At 67.4% G+C, this 16,896-nt stretch carries 16 protein-coding genes and 1 pseudogene; 4 read left to right on the top strand and 13 right to left on the bottom strand.

Going from position 1 to position 16,896, the window contains the following annotated elements; genetic code table 11:
* Nucleotides 1-2 precede the first annotated feature (2 nt).
* The 9 genes and pseudogenes from R0D99_RS00705 to sucC form a co-directional block, all read right to left on the bottom strand.
* Nucleotides 3-1,070, bottom strand: coding sequence for an O-antigen ligase family protein (locus R0D99_RS00705; protein WP_317749517.1), 1,068 nt, complete (start codon nucleotides 1,068-1,070; stop codon nucleotides 3-5).
* A gap of 88 nt (nucleotides 1,071-1,158) precedes the next feature.
* Nucleotides 1,159-1,917 carry a hypothetical protein gene (locus R0D99_RS00700; protein ID WP_317749516.1) on the bottom strand — a complete coding sequence of 253 codons (759 nt, stop codon included), beginning with the start codon at nucleotides 1,915-1,917 and terminating at the stop codon, nucleotides 1,159-1,161.
* An 89-nt stretch (nucleotides 1,918-2,006) separates the two neighbouring features.
* Nucleotides 2,007-2,579 carry a pilin gene (locus R0D99_RS00695; protein ID WP_317749515.1) on the bottom strand — a complete coding sequence of 191 codons (573 nt, stop codon included), beginning with the start codon at nucleotides 2,577-2,579 and terminating at the stop codon, nucleotides 2,007-2,009.
* Between the two features lie 310 nt (nucleotides 2,580-2,889).
* Nucleotides 2,890-5,169, bottom strand: a complete 2,280-nt coding sequence (locus tag R0D99_RS00690; RefSeq protein ID WP_317749514.1) for an adenylate/guanylate cyclase domain-containing protein — start codon at nucleotides 5,167-5,169, stop codon at nucleotides 2,890-2,892.
* A 12-nt stretch (nucleotides 5,170-5,181) separates the two neighbouring features.
* Nucleotides 5,182-5,831, bottom strand: a pseudogene (locus R0D99_RS00680) (FHA domain-containing protein).
* A gap of 112 nt (nucleotides 5,832-5,943) precedes the next feature.
* Nucleotides 5,944-6,705 carry a Stp1/IreP family PP2C-type Ser/Thr phosphatase gene (locus R0D99_RS00675; protein WP_317749511.1) on the bottom strand — a complete coding sequence of 254 codons (762 nt, stop codon included), beginning with the start codon at nucleotides 6,703-6,705 and terminating at the stop codon, nucleotides 5,944-5,946.
* Between the two features lie 29 nt (nucleotides 6,706-6,734).
* Nucleotides 6,735-7,421, bottom strand: coding sequence for a TerC family protein (locus R0D99_RS00670; RefSeq protein ID WP_317749510.1), 687 nt, complete (start codon nucleotides 7,419-7,421; stop codon nucleotides 6,735-6,737).
* A gap of 124 nt (nucleotides 7,422-7,545) precedes the next feature.
* Nucleotides 7,546-8,439: a succinate--CoA ligase subunit alpha gene (gene sucD / locus R0D99_RS00665; RefSeq protein WP_317749509.1), complete on the bottom strand. Its 894-nt coding sequence runs from the start codon at nucleotides 8,437-8,439 to the stop codon at nucleotides 7,546-7,548.
* Nucleotides 8,440-8,451: 12 nt separating this feature from the next.
* Nucleotides 8,452-9,612, bottom strand: coding sequence for an ADP-forming succinate--CoA ligase subunit beta (gene sucC / locus R0D99_RS00660; protein WP_317749508.1), 1,161 nt, complete (start codon nucleotides 9,610-9,612; stop codon nucleotides 8,452-8,454).
* 182 nt (nucleotides 9,613-9,794) lie between these two features.
* Between sucC and argC the strand changes: the two genes are divergently transcribed.
* Entirely contained in the window at nucleotides 9,795-10,706 is a 912-nt protein-coding gene (gene argC, locus R0D99_RS00655) for an N-acetyl-gamma-glutamyl-phosphate reductase (protein WP_317749507.1), read from the top strand.
* Between the two features lie 42 nt (nucleotides 10,707-10,748).
* On the opposite strand, the gene R0D99_RS00650 is transcribed toward argC, so the two are convergent.
* The 3 genes from R0D99_RS00650 to recA all read right to left on the bottom strand — a co-directional run bounded on the left by R0D99_RS00650 (nucleotide 10,749) and on the right by recA (nucleotide 13,013).
* Nucleotides 10,749-10,973: a hypothetical protein gene (locus tag R0D99_RS00650; protein ID WP_317749506.1), complete on the bottom strand. Its 225-nt coding sequence runs from the start codon at nucleotides 10,971-10,973 to the stop codon at nucleotides 10,749-10,751.
* On the bottom strand, nucleotides 10,936-11,409 hold the full coding sequence (gene recX / locus R0D99_RS00645; RefSeq protein ID WP_317749505.1) for a recombination regulator RecX: 474 nt from the start codon (nucleotides 11,407-11,409) through the stop codon (nucleotides 10,936-10,938). Before recX ends, R0D99_RS00650 begins: the two co-directional genes overlap by 38 nt.
* Nucleotides 11,410-11,963: 554 nt before the next feature.
* Nucleotides 11,964-13,013, bottom strand: coding sequence for a recombinase RecA (gene recA / locus R0D99_RS00640; RefSeq protein ID WP_317749504.1), 1,050 nt, complete (start codon nucleotides 13,011-13,013; stop codon nucleotides 11,964-11,966).
* A gap of 146 nt (nucleotides 13,014-13,159) precedes the next feature.
* Here recA and R0D99_RS00635 point away from each other — a divergent pair, with 146 nt between their 5' ends.
* From R0D99_RS00635 to R0D99_RS00625, 3 genes are all read left to right on the top strand, one after another.
* A complete protein-coding gene (locus R0D99_RS00635) occupies nucleotides 13,160-13,642 on the top strand; it encodes a MarR family winged helix-turn-helix transcriptional regulator (RefSeq protein ID WP_317749503.1) in 483 nt (160 codons plus the stop codon).
* A gap of 168 nt (nucleotides 13,643-13,810) precedes the next feature.
* A complete protein-coding gene (locus tag R0D99_RS00630) occupies nucleotides 13,811-14,488 on the top strand; it encodes a response regulator transcription factor (RefSeq protein ID WP_317749502.1) in 678 nt (225 codons plus the stop codon).
* A gap of 218 nt (nucleotides 14,489-14,706) precedes the next feature.
* Nucleotides 14,707-16,158, top strand: coding sequence for a sensor histidine kinase (locus tag R0D99_RS00625; RefSeq protein ID WP_317749501.1), 1,452 nt, complete (start codon nucleotides 14,707-14,709; stop codon nucleotides 16,156-16,158).
* A gap of 39 nt (nucleotides 16,159-16,197) precedes the next feature.
* Here R0D99_RS00625 and R0D99_RS00620 read toward each other — a convergent pair whose 3' ends face one another.
* Nucleotides 16,198-16,857: a glutathione S-transferase family protein gene (locus R0D99_RS00620; RefSeq protein ID WP_317749500.1), complete on the bottom strand. Its 660-nt coding sequence runs from the start codon at nucleotides 16,855-16,857 to the stop codon at nucleotides 16,198-16,200.
* Nucleotides 16,858-16,896: the final 39 nt, after the last annotated feature.

The raw sequence follows: 16,896 nt of genomic DNA, 5'->3' as shown, positions 1-16,896 counted from the left end.
CATCATTTTGATAGCTGTCTGCGCCGACCTGGCGCGCGCGATTGGCCCAAAGCAGCCACACACAGGATCAGCGCCGCGATCTGGAACGGCGCGTACCACAGCGGATATTCCACCCCGCTGTGGATGCCGATCACCGCCAGCACGCCCCAGGCCAGCTGCCGCGTCGCATTCGCTTCGGCCCACGGGCGGCCGCGCCACACCGCCCAAACCAGCGCGGCGCAGGCCAGCAGCGCCGCCGGCACGCCCAGCTCCACCGCCAGGTGCAGCGGCAGGTTGTGCGCGTTGTCCAGGATGTGGCAAAAGCGCGGGCCGTCGTACAGCGTGGTGTAGTGCGCGTAGGCCAGCTCGCCCCAACCCCAACCGAGCCACGGCTTCAGCGCGATCAGGTGCAGCACGTTGCGGTACAGGATCAGCCGGCTGCCGCAGGTCGATTCGGCATGCTGCAGGCGGTCCACCAGCGCGCGGCCGGCCAGCCCCTCGCTGTCCTGCAGCAGCCACGGCAGCGCCAGCGCCGCCAGCGCAAACATGGTCAGCGCCCCCACCGCCGCCAGCGCCGCACGGCGCGCTGAGCGGCCGCCGCGCCAGCCCCACCACAACGCCAGCGCCACCACGGCCAGCAGCTCCACCAACCCCACGCGCGACGCCGTCGCCGCCAGCGCCACCAGCAACAGCGCCCCCACGCCCGCTGCCGCACCCCAAGGCAAGACGCCCCGCGCACGCAGCCAGCGCAAGGCCAGCAGTCCGATCGCCAGCAACGTCGCCAGCTGATTCGGCTGGCGCAGATTGCCAAACGCCTGCCCCGGCTCTGCGATGTTCACCCAGGGGTAAAACGGCGCCTCGCGGTTGAAGTACTGCAGCAGCGCGATCAACGCGCTCACCCCCGCCGCCGCCGCCCACCCCGTGGCCGCCGCCAGCGCCGCCCGCTCAGGCTGGCGCGGCCACAGGGCCAGCAGCACCGCCGCCACGCCGGCCGACACCAGGTACGGCAGCATCGACGACAACGGGCCCAAGGTGAATGGCCAGAGCCAGGGCAGCGCCACCAGCAAGGCGCAGAGGGGAACGAAGGGCATGGGGGAATTGTGCCGAACCGCCTTTCAGTACTGAGCAGGGCCGGTGCGCTTCATGGCGGCCACACACCAGCCCCACTGGATCACACCGCTAAAACCCGTCGACTGGGGCGTAACCAACCATCCTGACGCCACGATCCAGCAGCGCGACCCAGTCCTTGTTTTTGCTGGACGTCAGGGGCAGATAGGTCAAATTGTCCATGTCGTGCCCCGTCTTTTTTGCCGCTTCGCGCAGCAGTTCTGCGGCTTCCGGGCGCCGCGCAATCAGTTCTGCAAGCGGTTTGGTGCGCTGCGCCATTTCATGGGCTTGCTCGGACATGGGCACCCAAAGGTTCGGGCGCATCGCTGGCGAGATACCTGCCAACCCCAACTCCACGTTCTGAAAAAAATCAGCGTTGCTGGCCGCACGTCGCGTGGCGACTTCCATCACACCCCACGCTGGCAACGCTTGAAAACCCTTCGGTGCCTTGGGAAGCGAATCACCGTCAATTTCGTTGGCGGTCACCACCACCAGACGATCCACCTCAAACCCAAGGACTGCCGGCCGGGCCACCCAGACGCTGTGCATGCCATAGGCCAGTGCCAGGATTTGCACCAGTCCTATCAGGCCGAAGTCCAGCATGCGCTCGCGCAGTGACTTTTTGGGGCTGGCCACAATGAGCGTGAGCAGCGGCCCACACACCACATCGACGGCAAGAACAAGCAGATAGATACCTGTCACCCCGAGCATTTGCCGGTACGGCATGGGATACCAGAGGCCGAACACCACGAAGGCCGACATCGCCGCCACGAAGGACGAGATAACAAGATGCCGCAGGGCATACCGGCCAGCAAAGCGAAAGCGCGTCATGGGGAAATCTGTCGAAACACAAACAACAAGGCGCCCGAAGGCGCCTTGTTGTTCATCATGCCTTAAGCCGTAAGGCTCAGCCGTTCATCTCAACGGCATTCGGCCGGCGCATACTTGGCAGGGAGCGTGCCTGTGACCCTGTTCGCCAGCCCGCGGCCCGTTGCGGCCTGGTTGGTGACGCTGGCGCATGCCCAATCAATAGCGCCTTGGGACGTGGCGACCGGCGTAATCCCATTGACATTGGGCGAAAACACCACGGTATTTCCGTTCAAGCCCGTCGGAATACCGTTACCAGCGGTTGCAGCCACTGCTACCGAAACCACCCAGTTGGCCAGCGTGTTATCTGTAGCGGCACAATCGGCAGCGGTGGGGGTTAAAACTGTAGCGCCGACGCAATAGTTGACGACGTACTTTGACGCTTTCTGAGCAAACGGGGTCGCATTGATGGACGTTGCCACCGAACTCAGGCCGGTCAAGCCATCGGACTGAAAACCTTCGCTCAGCGCGCTCTTGGCGCTGGACGCCGCGATGACGGCTTCGCTGACCTTTGCACGCACCGTGTAGTCCTGATAAGCCGGCAGCGCAATGGCGGCCAGGATACCAATGATCGCCACGACGATCATCAACTCGATCAGGGTGAAACCTTTTTGGATGGCTTTCATTTCCGATTCCTTCAAGAAAAAATGGACATTGGGAGACGTTGCAAGTGCGTCCGTCGCACACCTTGTGCATTGCATACGGCGTGCCAAGGTCGGAATGCGCTCTATTTCGTATCCGTTTTCACGGCTTGAGGCGATTTGCGACAATTTGCGACGCCCTGTCACGGGCTCACCGGCGACAAAGTTGGCTCACCGCCGCCCAGTGGTGAGGGGGACGACAATTTTTGTCAGCTTTTTGCGTACGGAAGCAGCGCTTCGAATACAACCATTTTGATAGCAGCATGTGCTTTGCACATGAGCATGAAGGGGCGATTTATTGGGTATCTTGGCGCTGAGACGTGGCCACTGGCGTTTGCTTGGCGCCGAATACCGTCGTTCCGTCCCAGTCGGCTTCTGAAGCGCTGTCTTGCCGGGCCGCCAGCCGTTCAGCATACAAGTCCAGCAGACGACTGTCGGGGTGGCGCTGCTGCAGCGTGGCAAGCCGTGACCGGAATTCGCCAAAGCGCCCGGCGCGCCACAGCGACAGGGTTTGCTGCCACTCGGCCAGTTCGGCTTGCAGCGCAGCGTCGGCGGCGCCTTCAGCGGCGCGGGCGGTGTAGATGGCCACGGCCTGGTGGCGGCCTCGGACGCGCACGCGGTCCAGCTCCTGCCAGACGTGGCCGCCGGCGGCGCTGTGCTCCACGGTGGCCTGGGTAGCGACCAGGTCAACGCCGTACAGACGCGTGAGGTCCTGCAGGCGGGCGGCCAGGTTGACGGCGTCGCCGACGACGGTGTAGGCGCGGCGCAGGTCCGAGCCCATGTTGCCGACCGAGACGACACCGGTGTTGATGCCGATGCCGACGGCCACGGGCGGCTCGCCGCGCGCCAGGCGTTCGGCGTTGAGCTGGCGCAGGGCGTCGATCATGGCCAGCGCGGCGTCGACGGCGCGGCGGGCGTGGTCGGGCATGGGCACGGGGGCGCCCCAGAAGGCCATGACGCAGTCGCCCATGTACTTGTCGATGGTGCCATGGTGCGCGCGGATGACGTGGCTGAGGCGGGTCAGCACGTCGTTCAGCAGCGCCTGCAGCGCCAGCGGCTCCATGGTTTCGGACAGGGTGGTGAAGCCGTGCAGGTCGCAGAACATCACCGTCAGCTCTTCGGCGCGCGCCTGCATGCTGTAGCGCTCGGGGTTGCGCACCATCTGGCGCACCAGCTCGGGCGGGACGTAGGTGGCGAACTGCTGCGCCAGCTCGCGCTTGGCCCGGCTTTCGACGAAATAGCCCAGTGCCATGTTGACGGCCAGGGCCGTGAGCGTGAGCGCCAGCGCGCTGGCCAGCGGCAGCACCAGCCCAGCGCCCATATACAGGCCGGCGTCCAGCGCCAGCAGGCCGCCCAGCACGGCGATGCCCAGCGCCAGCGCGCCCGACACCGGCAGCATTGGCAGCCCGAAGGCCAGCAAGACGCCCAGCAGCGCCAGCAACACCACTTCGTAGCCCACCGCATAGTCGGGCCGCACGGCGATGCGGCCGTCGAGCATGCCGGAGATGAGGTTGGCGTGTACTTCGACGCCGGGATAGACCTCGCCAACCGGCGTGGCGCGCAAGTCCATCAGCGCCGGGGCGGTGAAGCCCAGCAGGACGTAGCGGCCTTTCAGTGCGCCGGGCGCGAGCCGGCCTTCCAGCACGTCGATGGCCGAGACGTAGCGAAACGAGCCGCCGCGCGGACCGCCCGGCCCCCGGAAGGGCACCAGCGCGGTGCCGCGCGCGTCGACGCGCACGCGCAGTGGGCGCGCGCCTTCGCCCAGCACGATGGTCGCCAGGGGGCCGCCCGGCTGGCCGCCGACGCGTTGGGTGCGCAGGGGCGGGTCGCCGCGGCCGACGCGCAGCATGGCCAGCGACAGGGATTCATACAGGCCGCCGTCGAACGCGGCGACCAGCGGCGCGGCGCGCAGCAGGCCGTCGGCGTCGGTCACGGCGTTGAAGAAGCCGGCGCCGCGGGCGGCCTGGGTCAGCGCGGCGATGTTGCTGCCGTAGCCATTCCATTGCAGCATGCCGGGCGGCGCCGGTGCGAGCGGCGCCACGGGCGGCGGCAGCGTGCCGGAGCGGCGGCCATCGCGGTCGCTGCTGAAGTAGTAGCCCAGCACGGCCGGGGCGCGGCGCAGCGTGTCGGCCAGCACGCGGTCGTGATCGAGGCCCGGCTCGGCGCGCCGCAGCCAGTCGACGAAACCGGCGTCGCCCTGCAGCTCGCCGCGCGCCAGGCCCTGCAGGTGGGCCAGGCCCGAGCTGCCGTCGGGCTCGGCGAACACCACGTCCAGGCCCAGCGCGGCCACCTGCTGGCGCTCGGCCAGTTCGCGCACCAGGGCGGCCACGCGCGCGCGGTTCCAGGGCCACTGGCCCAGGCGCGCCAAACTCGGCTCATCGACGTCGACGATGACCACGCGCTCGTCCAGGCCGCGCGGCATGGTCAGGCGCAGGCGCGTGTCGTACAAGGCGCTGTCCAGCCGGTGCAGCAGGGGCAGGCTGAACAGGCCGGCGGCGTGCGCCAGAGCCAGCAGCGCCAGCAGCGCCGTGGCCAGCACACGCTTGCGGTGGCGCCGGAGGGTCGTCCAGGCCATGCGCGCGTGACGTCAGCGGTCGATGAACTCGAGCCGGACGCCGCCGAGGTCGATCTGGTCGCGGTTCTTGAGGGTGATGGGCCCGGCGTCGGTGCCGACACCGTTGACCGATGCCACGTACTGGCCCTTGACGTGGGCCAGGTCGAAGCCGTGCGGCCTGCGCGTGATGGACGCCACGGCCACGCCGGGCTTGCCCAGCGTGGTGACCACCTTGGTCAAGGCCATCTCGCGTCCGGCGGACGTGCCGTTGATGACCCGCACGCGGGGGCCGGTGGCATCAGGCGATCCGGCCAGGGTGCCAAGTCCGAGTCCAGCGCCGACGCGCCGCCCGCTGCGGGCGCCGAAGCGGCGGGCTGGACGGCGGCCCGCGCCGCGTCGCTGTCGAGGAACCTGATCTTGTACTTGCCAATTTCGATGAGGTCGTCGTTGGCCAGCAGCTGGCTGGCGACGGGCTTGCCGTTGACGTGCGTGCCATTGGTGCTGCCCAGGTCTTCCAGCGTCACCCGGCCGTCGGACATCTGCAGCAGCGCATGCTCGCCGCTGACGGCGAGGTTGTCTATGACGATGTCGTTGTAAGGCCGCCGGCCCAGGGTCGAGCGGTCCTTGGTGAGCTGCACTTCCTTGACGACGATACCGTCGATCGAAACGATCAACTTGGGCATGAACGGATCCCCTGACTTTTGGCAACTGATTGTAAGTACGAAAAGTCCGTGCCAGTCACGGCCGAGCCCACCGAAAGCGCCCAGCAGCCTTATGGCCGCGCCATTGCGACCGTCAGGCCGTCTGCTCGGGCAGACCGGGCACCCCGATCAGCACCACCGACACATTGTCGCGTCCGCCGCACGCGTTGGCGCCGTCCACCAGGCGCTGGCATCGGTCTGCCAAGGGTTCATCGCTGTCCAGCAGGGCGGCAATGTCGTCGTCGCCCAGCATGTCGTTCAGGCCGTCGGAGCACAGAAGCAACACGTCGCCCGGCGCCATGGGCGCGTCCGTCAGCTCAAGCAGTACCGTGTCTTCGACGCCGAGCGCGCGGGTCACCAGGTTGCGGTTGCTCGAAACCGCCGCTTCGGCGGCGGTGATGAGTCCGATGTCGAGCTGCTCCTGCAGCAGCGAATGGTCGCGCGTGAGCTGTACCAGGCGACCCTCGCGCCAGCGATAGGCGCGCGAATCACCGACGTGCCCGATCACGGCCACGCCATCGCGCAACACCGCCATGACGAGCGTCGTGCCCATGCCGGTGTAGGCGTCGTTGGCGTGCGCTGCCTCGTAGATGGCCCGGTTGGCCTGGTCGACACAGATTTCCATGGCGCGCCGCACGTCGCGCGCCCCGCCGTCGGCCTGCGCCAGCCAGCGCGCCAGATCGGACGCGATGAGGTCAACCGCCATGGCGCTGGCGACCTCGCCCGCGTTGTAGCCGCCCATGCCGTCGGCCAGCACCGCCACGCCGTGGGCCGGATCGACCCGCACGGCGTCTTCGTTGTTGGCGCGCAGGCGGCCGACGTCGGTCAGCGCCGCAAAGCGGTAGTCAGACGACACGCAGGGACAGGGCGTTTGCGGCCCCACGCTCACGCGCTGGCCCGGGACGCGCGCCGCTGCAGCCAGCGCCCCAGAAACACCACCACCACGGCGCCCGCCACGGCGGCGGCGTAATGCATCCACGGATACGCTTCGACGACGCCATGCAGCGCCGTGTCGTTGATCATGGTTTCACCGCCGACCCAGCCAATGAGCGCGGCGCCCAGCACGACGATGATGGGAAACCGCTCCATCAGCTTGATCATCATGGTGCTGCCGAAGATGACCAGCGGAATGCTGATGGCCAGGCCCAGAATCAGCAGCGTGGTATTGCCCTGTGCGGCCGCCGCGACGGCGATGACGTTGTCCAGGCTCATCACCAGGTCGGCGATCAGGATGGTGCGGATGGCCGTCATCAGGTTGCCCTGTTCCTTGTCGTGACCGCCTTCGCCTTCGTCGTCTTCGCCCAGCAATTGCACGCCGATCCACAGCAGCAGCAGGCCGCCGATGACCTGCAGATAAGGCAGGGCCAGCAGCTTGGCCGCCACCACCGTCAGGATCACGCGCAGCACCACCGCGGCGCCCGAGCCGAACAGCACCGCCTTTTTCTGCTGGTCAGGGGGCAGCGAGCGCGCCGCCAGCGCAATGACGACGGCGTTGTCGCCCGACAGAATGATGTTGATCCAGATGATCTTGACCAGGCCGATCCAGAAGTCGGGGCCGAATGTCATTTCCATCGATGTCTCCTGCGCTTGCTGATGACGACAAAGCGCTCCTGGGCGGATCGCCCGGAGCGCTTGGCTTTGTTTTGAAGGGCGTCGGCGGCGCCTGTGCGTGCAGGCGCGCTGCCGGAGGCGAAGCTTACAGCATCGCCTTCAACAATTTGCCCATTTCCGACGGGTTGCGTGTGACCTTGAAGCCACACTCTTCCATGATGGCCAGCTTGGCGTCCGCGGTGTCGGCGCCGCCAGAGATCAGCGCGCCGGCGTGGCCCATGCGCTTGCCGGGAGGGGCGGTGACGCCGGCGATGAAGCCGACGATGGGCTTCTTCATGTGGTCCTTGCACCAGCGCGCGGCATCGGCCTCGTCGGGGCCGCCGATCTCGCCGATCATGATCACGGCATCGGTGTCCGGGTCGTCATTGAAGGCCTTCATGACGTCGATGTGCTTCAGGCCGTTGATCGGGTCGCCGCCAATGCCCACGGCGGTGGACTGGCCGATGCCCAGCTCGGTCAGCTGCGCCACGGCTTCATACGTCAGCGTGCCCGAGCGGCTGACCACGCCCACGCGGCCGGCCTTGTGGATGTGGCCGGGCATGATGCCGATCTTGATCTCGTCGGGCGTGATGATGCCGGGGCAGTTGGGCCCGAGCAGCAGCGTCTTCTTGCCGCCCTTGGCTTCCTTCTCCTTCATCTTGTTGCGCACGTCGAGCATGTCGCGGATGGGGATGCCCTCGGTGATGCAGACCACGAAGTCGAGGTCGGCCTCGACGGCTTCCCAGATGGCGGCAGCGGCGCCTGCGGGCGGCACGTAGATGACCGAGCAGGTAGCGCCGGTTTCCTTGGCGGCGTCCTTGACGGTGGCGAAGATCGGGATGTCGAAGATCTTTTCGCCGGCCTTCTTGGGGTTCACGCCGGCAACGAAGCAGTTCTTGCCGTTGGCGTATTCCTGGCACTTCTCGGTGTGGAACTGACCGGTCTTGCCGGTGATGCCCTGGGTGATGACCTTGGTGTTCTTGTTGACAAAGATGGACATGTTCAGGGCTCCTTACTTGACGGCGGCGACGACTTTTTGCGCGGCTTCGGCCATGGTGTCGGCGCTGATGATGGGCAGGCCCGACTCGGCCAGCATCTTCTTGCCCAGGTCTTCGTTGGTGCCCTTCATGCGCACCACCAGCGGCACCTTCAGGTCGACCGCGCGGCTGGCGGTGATGACGCCCGTGGCGATGGTGTCGCACTTCATGATGCCGCCGAAGATGTTGACCAGGATCGCCTTGACCTTGGGATTCTTCAGCATGATCTTGAAGGCCTCGGTCACCTTCTCGGGCGTGGCGCCACCGCCGACGTCCAGGAAGTTGGCCGGCTCGGCGCCGAACAGCTTGATGGTGTCCATGGTCGCCATGGCCAGGCCCGCGCCATTGACCAGGCAACCGATGTTGCCGTCGAGGCTGATGTAGGCCAGGTCGAACTTGCTGGCTTCGATCTCGGCCGGGTCTTCCTCGTCCAGGTCGCGCAGGGCCACGATCTCGGGGTGGCGGAACAGCGCGTTGCTGTCGAAGTTGAACTTCGAGTCGAGCGCGATGATGTTGCCCTTGCTGTCGCGGTTGAGCGGGTTGATCTCGACCAGGCTGGCGTCGGTGTCCATGTAGCAGGTGTAGAGCTTCTTGAACACGTCGACGGCCTGCGCCGTGCTGTCGGCGGGGATGCCGATGCCGTCGGCCAGTTCCTTGGCCTGCGCGTCGGTCATGCCGGCCAGCGGGTCGACGAAGACCTTGATGATCTTCTCGGGCTGGCTGTGCGCCACTTCCTCGATGTCCATGCCGCCTTCGCTGGACGCGATGAAGGCGATCTTCTGCGTCGCGCGGTCGGTGACGACCGAGACGTAATATTCTTTCTGGATGTCCGCGCCGTCTTCGATGTACAGGCGGCGCACTTTCTGGCCCTCGGGGCCGGTCTGGTGCGTCTTGAGCTGCATGCCCAGGATCTGCGTGGCCAGTTCCTTGACCTGTTCGATCGATTTGGCGACCTTGACGCCGCCGCCCTTGCCGCGGCCGCCGGCGTGGATCTGCGCCTTGACCACCCAGACCGGGCCGCCCAGCTTCTGCGCTGCCTCGACGGCCTCCTGCACGGTGAACGCCGGGATGCCGCGTGGCACGGGTACGCCGAATTGACGCAGGATCTCCTTGCCCTGGTATTCGTGGATCTTCATGAAGGCCTCTGGGGGTGATTGAGTGAAGGATTGAGCGGGCCGGGCCGCATGGCAGGTCGCTGGCTCGACCCCGAAGGCCGAATGCAAGCTGCTGCGCGCGAATGTATCATGGTGCGATGCACCAATTGTGCGCCTGGGGCTTACGCACCCATGACGCAGCAGCGCTGACAGGAAGGACTGAAATGGCAAAGGTTTTCATCGACGGCGAGGCAGGCACCACCGGACTGCAGATTCGCGAGCGCCTGCAGGGCATGCCGGGCGTGGACGTGGTCAGCATCGACCCCGCGCGCCGCAAGGACCCGGAGGCCAAGCGCGCCATCATGGCCGAGGTCGACCTGGTCATCCTGTGCCTGCACGACGACGCCGCGCGCGAATCGGTCGCCATGATCGACAGCCTGACGGGCAAGAAGCCGCGCATCATCGACGCCAGCACCGCCCACCGCGTGGCGCCCGGCTGGGTCTACGGCTTTCCGGAACTGTCGCGCGACCAGCGCGCCGCCGTGCAACAGGCCGAGCGCGTGGCCAACCCCGGCTGCTACGCCACCGGCGCCATCGCGCTGCTGCGCCCGCTGGTCGATGCCGGCCTGCTGCCGCCCGATCACCCGATCGCGCTGCCGTCGGTCAGCGGTTATTCCGGCGGCGGCCGGCAGATGATCGAGGCCTACGAAGCCGGTGGCGCGCCCGCCTACGAGCTGTACGGGCTGGGCCTGAAGCACAAGCACGTGCCCGAAATCATGGAATACGGCCGCGTCACGCGCCGGCCGATCTTCGTGCCGGCGGTCGGCAATTTCGACCAGGGCATGCTGGTCGAGTTGCCGCTGCACCTGGACCTGCTGCCCGGCCAGCCCGACGCGGCGCGCCTGCTGGACGCCTACCGGGCGCACTACCGCGGCGCCGAGGCTGTGAGCGTGGAAGACGCGCCCGAATCGGGCAAGCTGGACGCGGTGGCGCTCAAGGGCACCAATCAGCTGGAAATCCGCGTCTTCGGCAACCCCGAGGCACGCCAGGCCCTGTGCGTGGCGCGGCTCGACAACCTGGGCAAGGGCGCCAGCGGCGCCGCGGTGCAGAACCTGAAACTGATGCTGGGCGTCTGACCCGGCGACCGCGCCGCACAACGGCCCGCGCGGCCAGCGCGGTCACCGCGGACTGAGGATGAATGCGGCGGTATCGGCAAACTCGGCGGCGAGTTCGCTGCCCACTTGCTCGGCAATGGCGTCGACCAGCGGGTTGAGGTGCGGCAGCAGTTCGTCGAGCGTGAGGGCGCGTTCGATCTTGCGGCTGTAAGCGATTCCACCTTCGCCCAGGTGGCGGCGCGCTAAAGCTTCAGGCGGAGTCGTCTTCGCCCGCTCCGCCCAACACACGGCGCGCGATGTCGCCGGAAAAGCCTCGCCCGGCCAGGAAACGCCATTGACGGGCGCGTTCGGCGGCATCGGAGGGCAACTGGCCGAACTTACGGCGCCAGACCTCTTTCGCCCGCGCCAGTTCGGTGGCGCGCAGTTGTTCGGCGGCCTCGGCCATCACCGGGGCGGACAGGCCCTTGGCGCGCAATTCCTGCATCACGCGGGCGCCGCCCAGTCTGTTGGCACGGCGGTGCAGCACCGATTCGGCCACGCGCCCCTCGTCGATGAAGCCCTTGGCCGTCAGTTCGTCCAGCACCTTTTCAATGGCGTCTGGCGCATCGTCATCGGCCATATGGCGGGCCAGCTTGGCCGCCAACTCGGTGCGCGAGTGCTCGCGCGCCGCCAGATAGCGCAGCGCCCGGCCTTTGAGCGAGATGCGCGACGGGAGGGATGGCATGGCGATTACTATGATTTCAATAGCTTAATACGTTACTGAGCAAGCGCTGGGGGCCGATTGGATGCTGCACTGGGCCTTTGGCGAGGAGCGTCGCACGGCAAGTGCGCCCCGGACTGCGCCGCCGCAGGTCGCCCGGCAATGCCGGACGACTCGCGGAACTTGTTGGCGCCGGTACACCGCGCTCCGGCTGATTGATCCCATAGCTATCCACTTGAACAACTCCGCTCACAGCGTCACTCCCGCGAAGGCGCGAGTCCAAGGGGCATTTGCAGGCATCGCGGCGGGTTGATGCATGGATTCCCGCCTTCGCGGGAATGACGAAATTGGTCCTGTCGTTTACGTCGACGCAATAACTTGCGCTTCGCGGGTGTCAGCGTGAGGTGAAATTGCGTCCACCTCGGCTTGCGCCTCAGTCACGTCGTCTTGCTTCACCGCGGGTCGCCCGGCGATGCCGCGCGAATGCGAACACGGTTGTAGCTTCGGCCCGGCCGCTGACGCGGCCTTCACGTCGGCTGCGTCGACATGACGCCTGTGCTGAAATCGCGCACCTCGGCTCACGCCTCCGGCGCGTCGGCTTGCGCCGCCGCCGGTCGCCCGGCGATGCCGAGCGACTCTCGCACCTTGTTTTCAATCTCCCTGGCCAGTTCGGGGTTCTCGCGCAGGAACTCGCGGGCGTTGTCGCGGCCCTGGCCGATTTTTTCGCCCTGGTAGGCGTACCAGGCGCCGGATTTGTCGACCACCTTGGCGGTGACGCCCATGTCGATGATCTCGCCCTCGCGGCTGATGCCTTCGCCGAACAGGATGTCGAACTCGGCCTGCTTGAAGGGCGGGCTGACCTTGTTCTTCACCACCTTGACGCGGGTTTCGTTGCCGATGGCCTCGTCGCCCTTCTTGAGGGTGCCGATGCGGCGGATGTCCAGGCGCACCGAGGCGTAGAACTTGAGCGCGTTGCCGCCCGTGGTGGTCTCGGGGCTGCCGAACATGACGCCGATCTTCATGCGGATCTGGTTGATGAAGATCACCGTGCAGTTGGTCTTCTTGATGGTGGCGGTGAGCTTGCGCAGCGCCTGGCTCATCAGGCGCGCCTGCAGGCCGGGCAGGCTGTCGCCCATGTCGCCTTCGATCTCGGCCTTGGGCGTGAGCGCGGCCACCGAGTCGATCACGACCAGGTCGACGGCGCCCGAGCGCACCAGCGAATCGACGATTTCCAGCGCCTGCTCGCCGGTGTCGGGCTGGCTGATCAGCATGTCGGACAGGTTGACGCCCAGCTTTTGCGCGTAGGCGGTGTCCAGCGCGTGTTCGGCGTCGATGAAGGCGCAGGTGCCGCCGAGCTTCTGCATTTCGGCAATGACCTGCAGCGTGAGCGTGGTCTTGCCCGAGCTTTCCGGCCCGTAGATCTCGATCACACGGCCGCGCGGCAGGCCGCCCACGCCCAGCGCCACGTCCAGCCCCAGCGAGCCGGTGGAGACGACCTGGATGTCCTCGATCGCTTCGCCCTCGCCCAGGCGCATGATGGTGCCCTTGCCAAACTGCTTTTCGATCTGGGCCAGCGCGGCCTGCAGGGCCTTGGCTTTTTCGGTCTTGTCGGCGACGGCCATGTCCATGATGAAATCCTCCGGTGAATCAATGGGTTACCCGCATGGAGCGGGGGTGGCAGCCGGTTTGAACTGGATGCTTGAACAGGACTGTATATCAATACATTGGATCGAGTAAACTGAAATTTAAGTCAGTTTACCTTATCATATCGGCCATGCCTGCTGCGCCCCTTGACATGACCGACGACCGCTGGCGCCAGAGCCACCTGGGGCGCCTGCTGGGCGAGGCCATGCGGCGCTTTGACGCGCGCGTGCTGCAGTTGATGACGGTGAGCGAGCAGGCGCCGCTGGCGCTGGCCCATCTGGCGGCGCGCGACAAGGTGGGCGCGGCGCACATCCACATCACGCGCCACCTGCCGCTGGCGGGCGCGCGGCTGACTGAGCTGGCGCAGCGGGCCGGCATGACCAAGCAGGCGATGGGCGACCTGGTGGACCAGTGCGAGGCCTGGGGCCTGGTGGCGCGCCAGCCCGACCCGCTGGACGCGCGGGCGCGGCGAATCGTGTTCACCCCCGCCGGGCTGGACTGGCTGGCGGCGTTCCGCACGGCGCTGACGCAGGCTGAAGCCGAATTCCGCGCCGCTGTGGGCGACGAGGTGGCAACGGTGGTGGCGCTGGGGCTGGAGGCCTATGCGCGTTGAGGTCCGCCCCGCGGGCGCGTGCGCCGATTCAGCCCCGAAACCCGCGTCCACGGATGGCGCCCAGCGCCCGCCCGGCCGTCCATGCCACACTGGCGGGGCGCGCCGCGTCCATCCCGCCTAGAATTTCCCTGCTGGCGCAACCACAACGACCCTGAGGAGACAAAAGTCATGCGCATTCTGATCGCCGAAGACGACCAGGTGCTGGCCGATGGCCTGATGCGCAGCCTGCGCAATGCCGGCGCCGCGGTCGACCACGTGGCCAGTGGCAGCGAAGCCGATACCGCGCTGCTCACCAACACCGAATTCGACCTGCTGATCCTTGACCTGGGGCTGCCGCGCCTGCACGGGCTGGAGGTGCTCAAGCGCCTGCGCGCGCGCGGGCAGACGCTGCCGGTGCTGATCCTGACCGCCGCCGACAGCGTGGAAGAGCGCGTCAAGGGGCTGGACTACGGCGCCGACGACTACATGGCCAAGCCGTTCGCGCTGAGCGAGCTGGAAGCGCGCGTGCGCGCCCTGACGCGGCGCGGCATGGGCGCGGCCACCTCCACCATCAAGCACGGCCCGCTCGAATACGACCAAACCGGCCGCGTGGCCAGCATCGACGGCCGCATGATCGACCTGTCGGCGCGCGAGCTGGGCCTGCTGGAAGTGCTGCTGCAGCGCAGCGGCCGGCTGGTGAGCAAGGAGCAGCTGGTCGAGCGCCTGTGCGAATGGGGCGAGGAAGTCAGCAACAACGCCATCGAGGTCTATATCCACCGCCTGCGCAAGAAGATCGAGAAGGGGCCGATCCGCATCGCGACGGTGCGGGGGTTGGGTTACTGCCTGGAGAAAATTGCTCCCCCGTAACTGGCTCCCCCCTGAGGCGCTGGCGCGCCTTCCCCCCGGGGGGACAACGCTGGCGGCCGGGGGGGACCCCGGCCGCGGCGTTTCCCGGGTGGCCTGCTCCGCGGCCATCGGAGGGGGCGGGCTTGCTGCGCAGCCCTCTTCGTGTTGCGCGCGGTTTTTGGATGAAATGGGCTGCTTGCGCTTGATGGTCAAGCGCAAGCAGCTATTAACACAATAGCATGGCAGTCAAGCTGTTTCAACGCACGCAGCGGTCGCTGTTCGGCGAAATCCTGGACTGGATGCTGACGCCGCTGCTGTTGCTGTGGCCGATCAGCCTGGCGTTGACGTGGCTGGTGGCGCAGAACCTGGCCAACAAGCCGTTCGACCGCGCGCTGGTCTACAACGTGCAGGCGCTGGCCCAGCTGATCCAGACCGCGCCGCGCGGGCAGATGCGCTTCAACCTGCCACAGCCCGCCAGCGAATTGCTGCGCGCCGACGACGCCGACATGGTCTATTACCAGGTGCTCGGCGCGCGCGGCGAATTTTTGTCGGGCGAGCGCGACCTGCCCGCGCCGCCGCGCACCCCGGCCACGCCCGAGCCGGGCGGCATCGACGAGCCGCGCCTGCGCGATGCCGAGTTTCGTGGCCTGCCGGTGCGCGTGGCCTACCTGTGGGTGACGGTGGACGGCGCGCCGACGCAGGCGCTGGTGCAGGTGGCCGAAACGCGCGAAAAGCGCAGCGTGCTGGCGGCCGAGATCATCAAGGGCGTGATGCTGCCGCAGTTTGTCATCCTGCCGCTGGCGGTGCTGCTGGTGTGGCTGGCGCTGGTGCGCGGCATCAAGCCGCTGTCCGAGCTGGAATCGCGCATCCGCGCGCGCCGCCCCGACGACCTGAGCCCGCTGGACGAAGGCGCCGTGCCGCAGGAAGTCGGGCCGCTGGTCGGTTCGGTCAACGACCTGCTGACGCGGCTGACCGAATCCATCGCCACGCAAAAGCGCTTTCTGGCCGATGCGGCGCACCAGCTCAAGACGCCGCTGGCCGGGCTGCGCATGCAGGCCGACCTGGCGCAGCGCGAAGGCGCCAGCGAGGAAGAACTGAAGCAGTCGCTGCAGCAGATCGGCCACGCCAGCGTGCGCGCCACGCACACCGTCAACCAGCTGCTGGCGCTGGCGCGCGCCGAAGCCAGCGGCGCGCTGCAGGCGCAGCAGCCGTGCGACATGGCACAGATCACCATCGACGTGGTGCGCGAGGCCGTGCCGCAGGCCTTTGACCGCGGCGTGGACATGGGCTACGACGGCCCCGAGCCCGGCGCGCCGCACCTGGTGCGCCCCGGCAACCCGGTGCTGCTGAAGGAAATGGTGCGCAACCTGGTGGAGAACGCGCTGTACTACGCCCCCACCGCCGGCGCCGGCCGCCAGCCGGTGGTGACGGCGCGCGTGCGCGTGGCGCCACCCGGCGGCGGCATCGCCATCGAAGTCGAGGACAACGGCCCGGGCATCCCGCCCAGCGAGCGCGACGCCGTGTTCCAGCCGTTCTACCGCGTGCTGGGCAACAACGTCGACGGCACCGGCCTGGGCCTGCCCATCGTGCGCGAGATCGCACGCCAGCATGGCGCCGAAGTCAGCGTGGAAGACGCCCACCCGCACGAACAGCCGCCCGGCGCACGCTTCACCGTGCGCTTTGCGGGCTGACGGGCGCGCCCGCGCTGGCCGTGCTGCGCCGCGGCCGCGTCAGGCGGGGCGGTACAGGCTCAGCTGCAGGCGCTCGCGCTCCATGGCGCGCGCCACGGCGGGCACCTGGGCGGTGCGCTGCACGTGCGCCCACAGTTCGGGGAAGTCCTCGGGGTTGATGCCGGCAATGGTGCCCCAGCGCAGCAGCGTCAGCGCGTAGGTGTCCAGCGGGCCGACGTGCACGCCGCCCAACCAGTCGTTGCCGGCGGCGTGGGCCTTCTTGACCAGCGCCTGCAGCTCGCCCATCAGCGTGCGGTACTGCGCCACCGCGTGCGCCTTGATAGCCTGCTGCGCCGCCGCGTCGCCGGTGAACTTGTCCGGCATGAAGATGTGGGTGAAGGTCGGGTGCACCGTGTTGTTCATCCACGCCAGTGTCTCGACAAAGCGCGCGCGCGCCAGCGGGTCCTTGGGGATGAAGGTGTTTTCGGGAAACTTGCTGTCGATGTAGGCAATGATGGCCATGATCTGCGTGATCACCTCGCCTTCGTCCGCCAGCACCGGCACCTGCCCGCGCGGGTTGATGGCCAGGTATTCGGGGCCTTTCTGCTCGGCCTTGTGCAGCTTGATGGCCACCGGCTCGAAGGTGGCGCCGGCCATTTCCAGCATGCTGTGCGGCACGAACGAGCAGGCGCCGGAGGCGTAGTAGAGCTTCAGGGTCATGGTGTGTCTCCTAGGGTTCGATCAACGTGGCGGCAAGCA

The organism is Ottowia sp. SB7-C50, from assembly GCF_033110285.1.
Taxonomy (GTDB): domain Bacteria; phylum Pseudomonadota; class Gammaproteobacteria; order Burkholderiales; family Burkholderiaceae_C; genus Ottowia.
The sequence above is the reverse complement of the archived record's forward strand: the minus strand, read 5'-3'. Positions and strand labels throughout refer to the sequence as shown.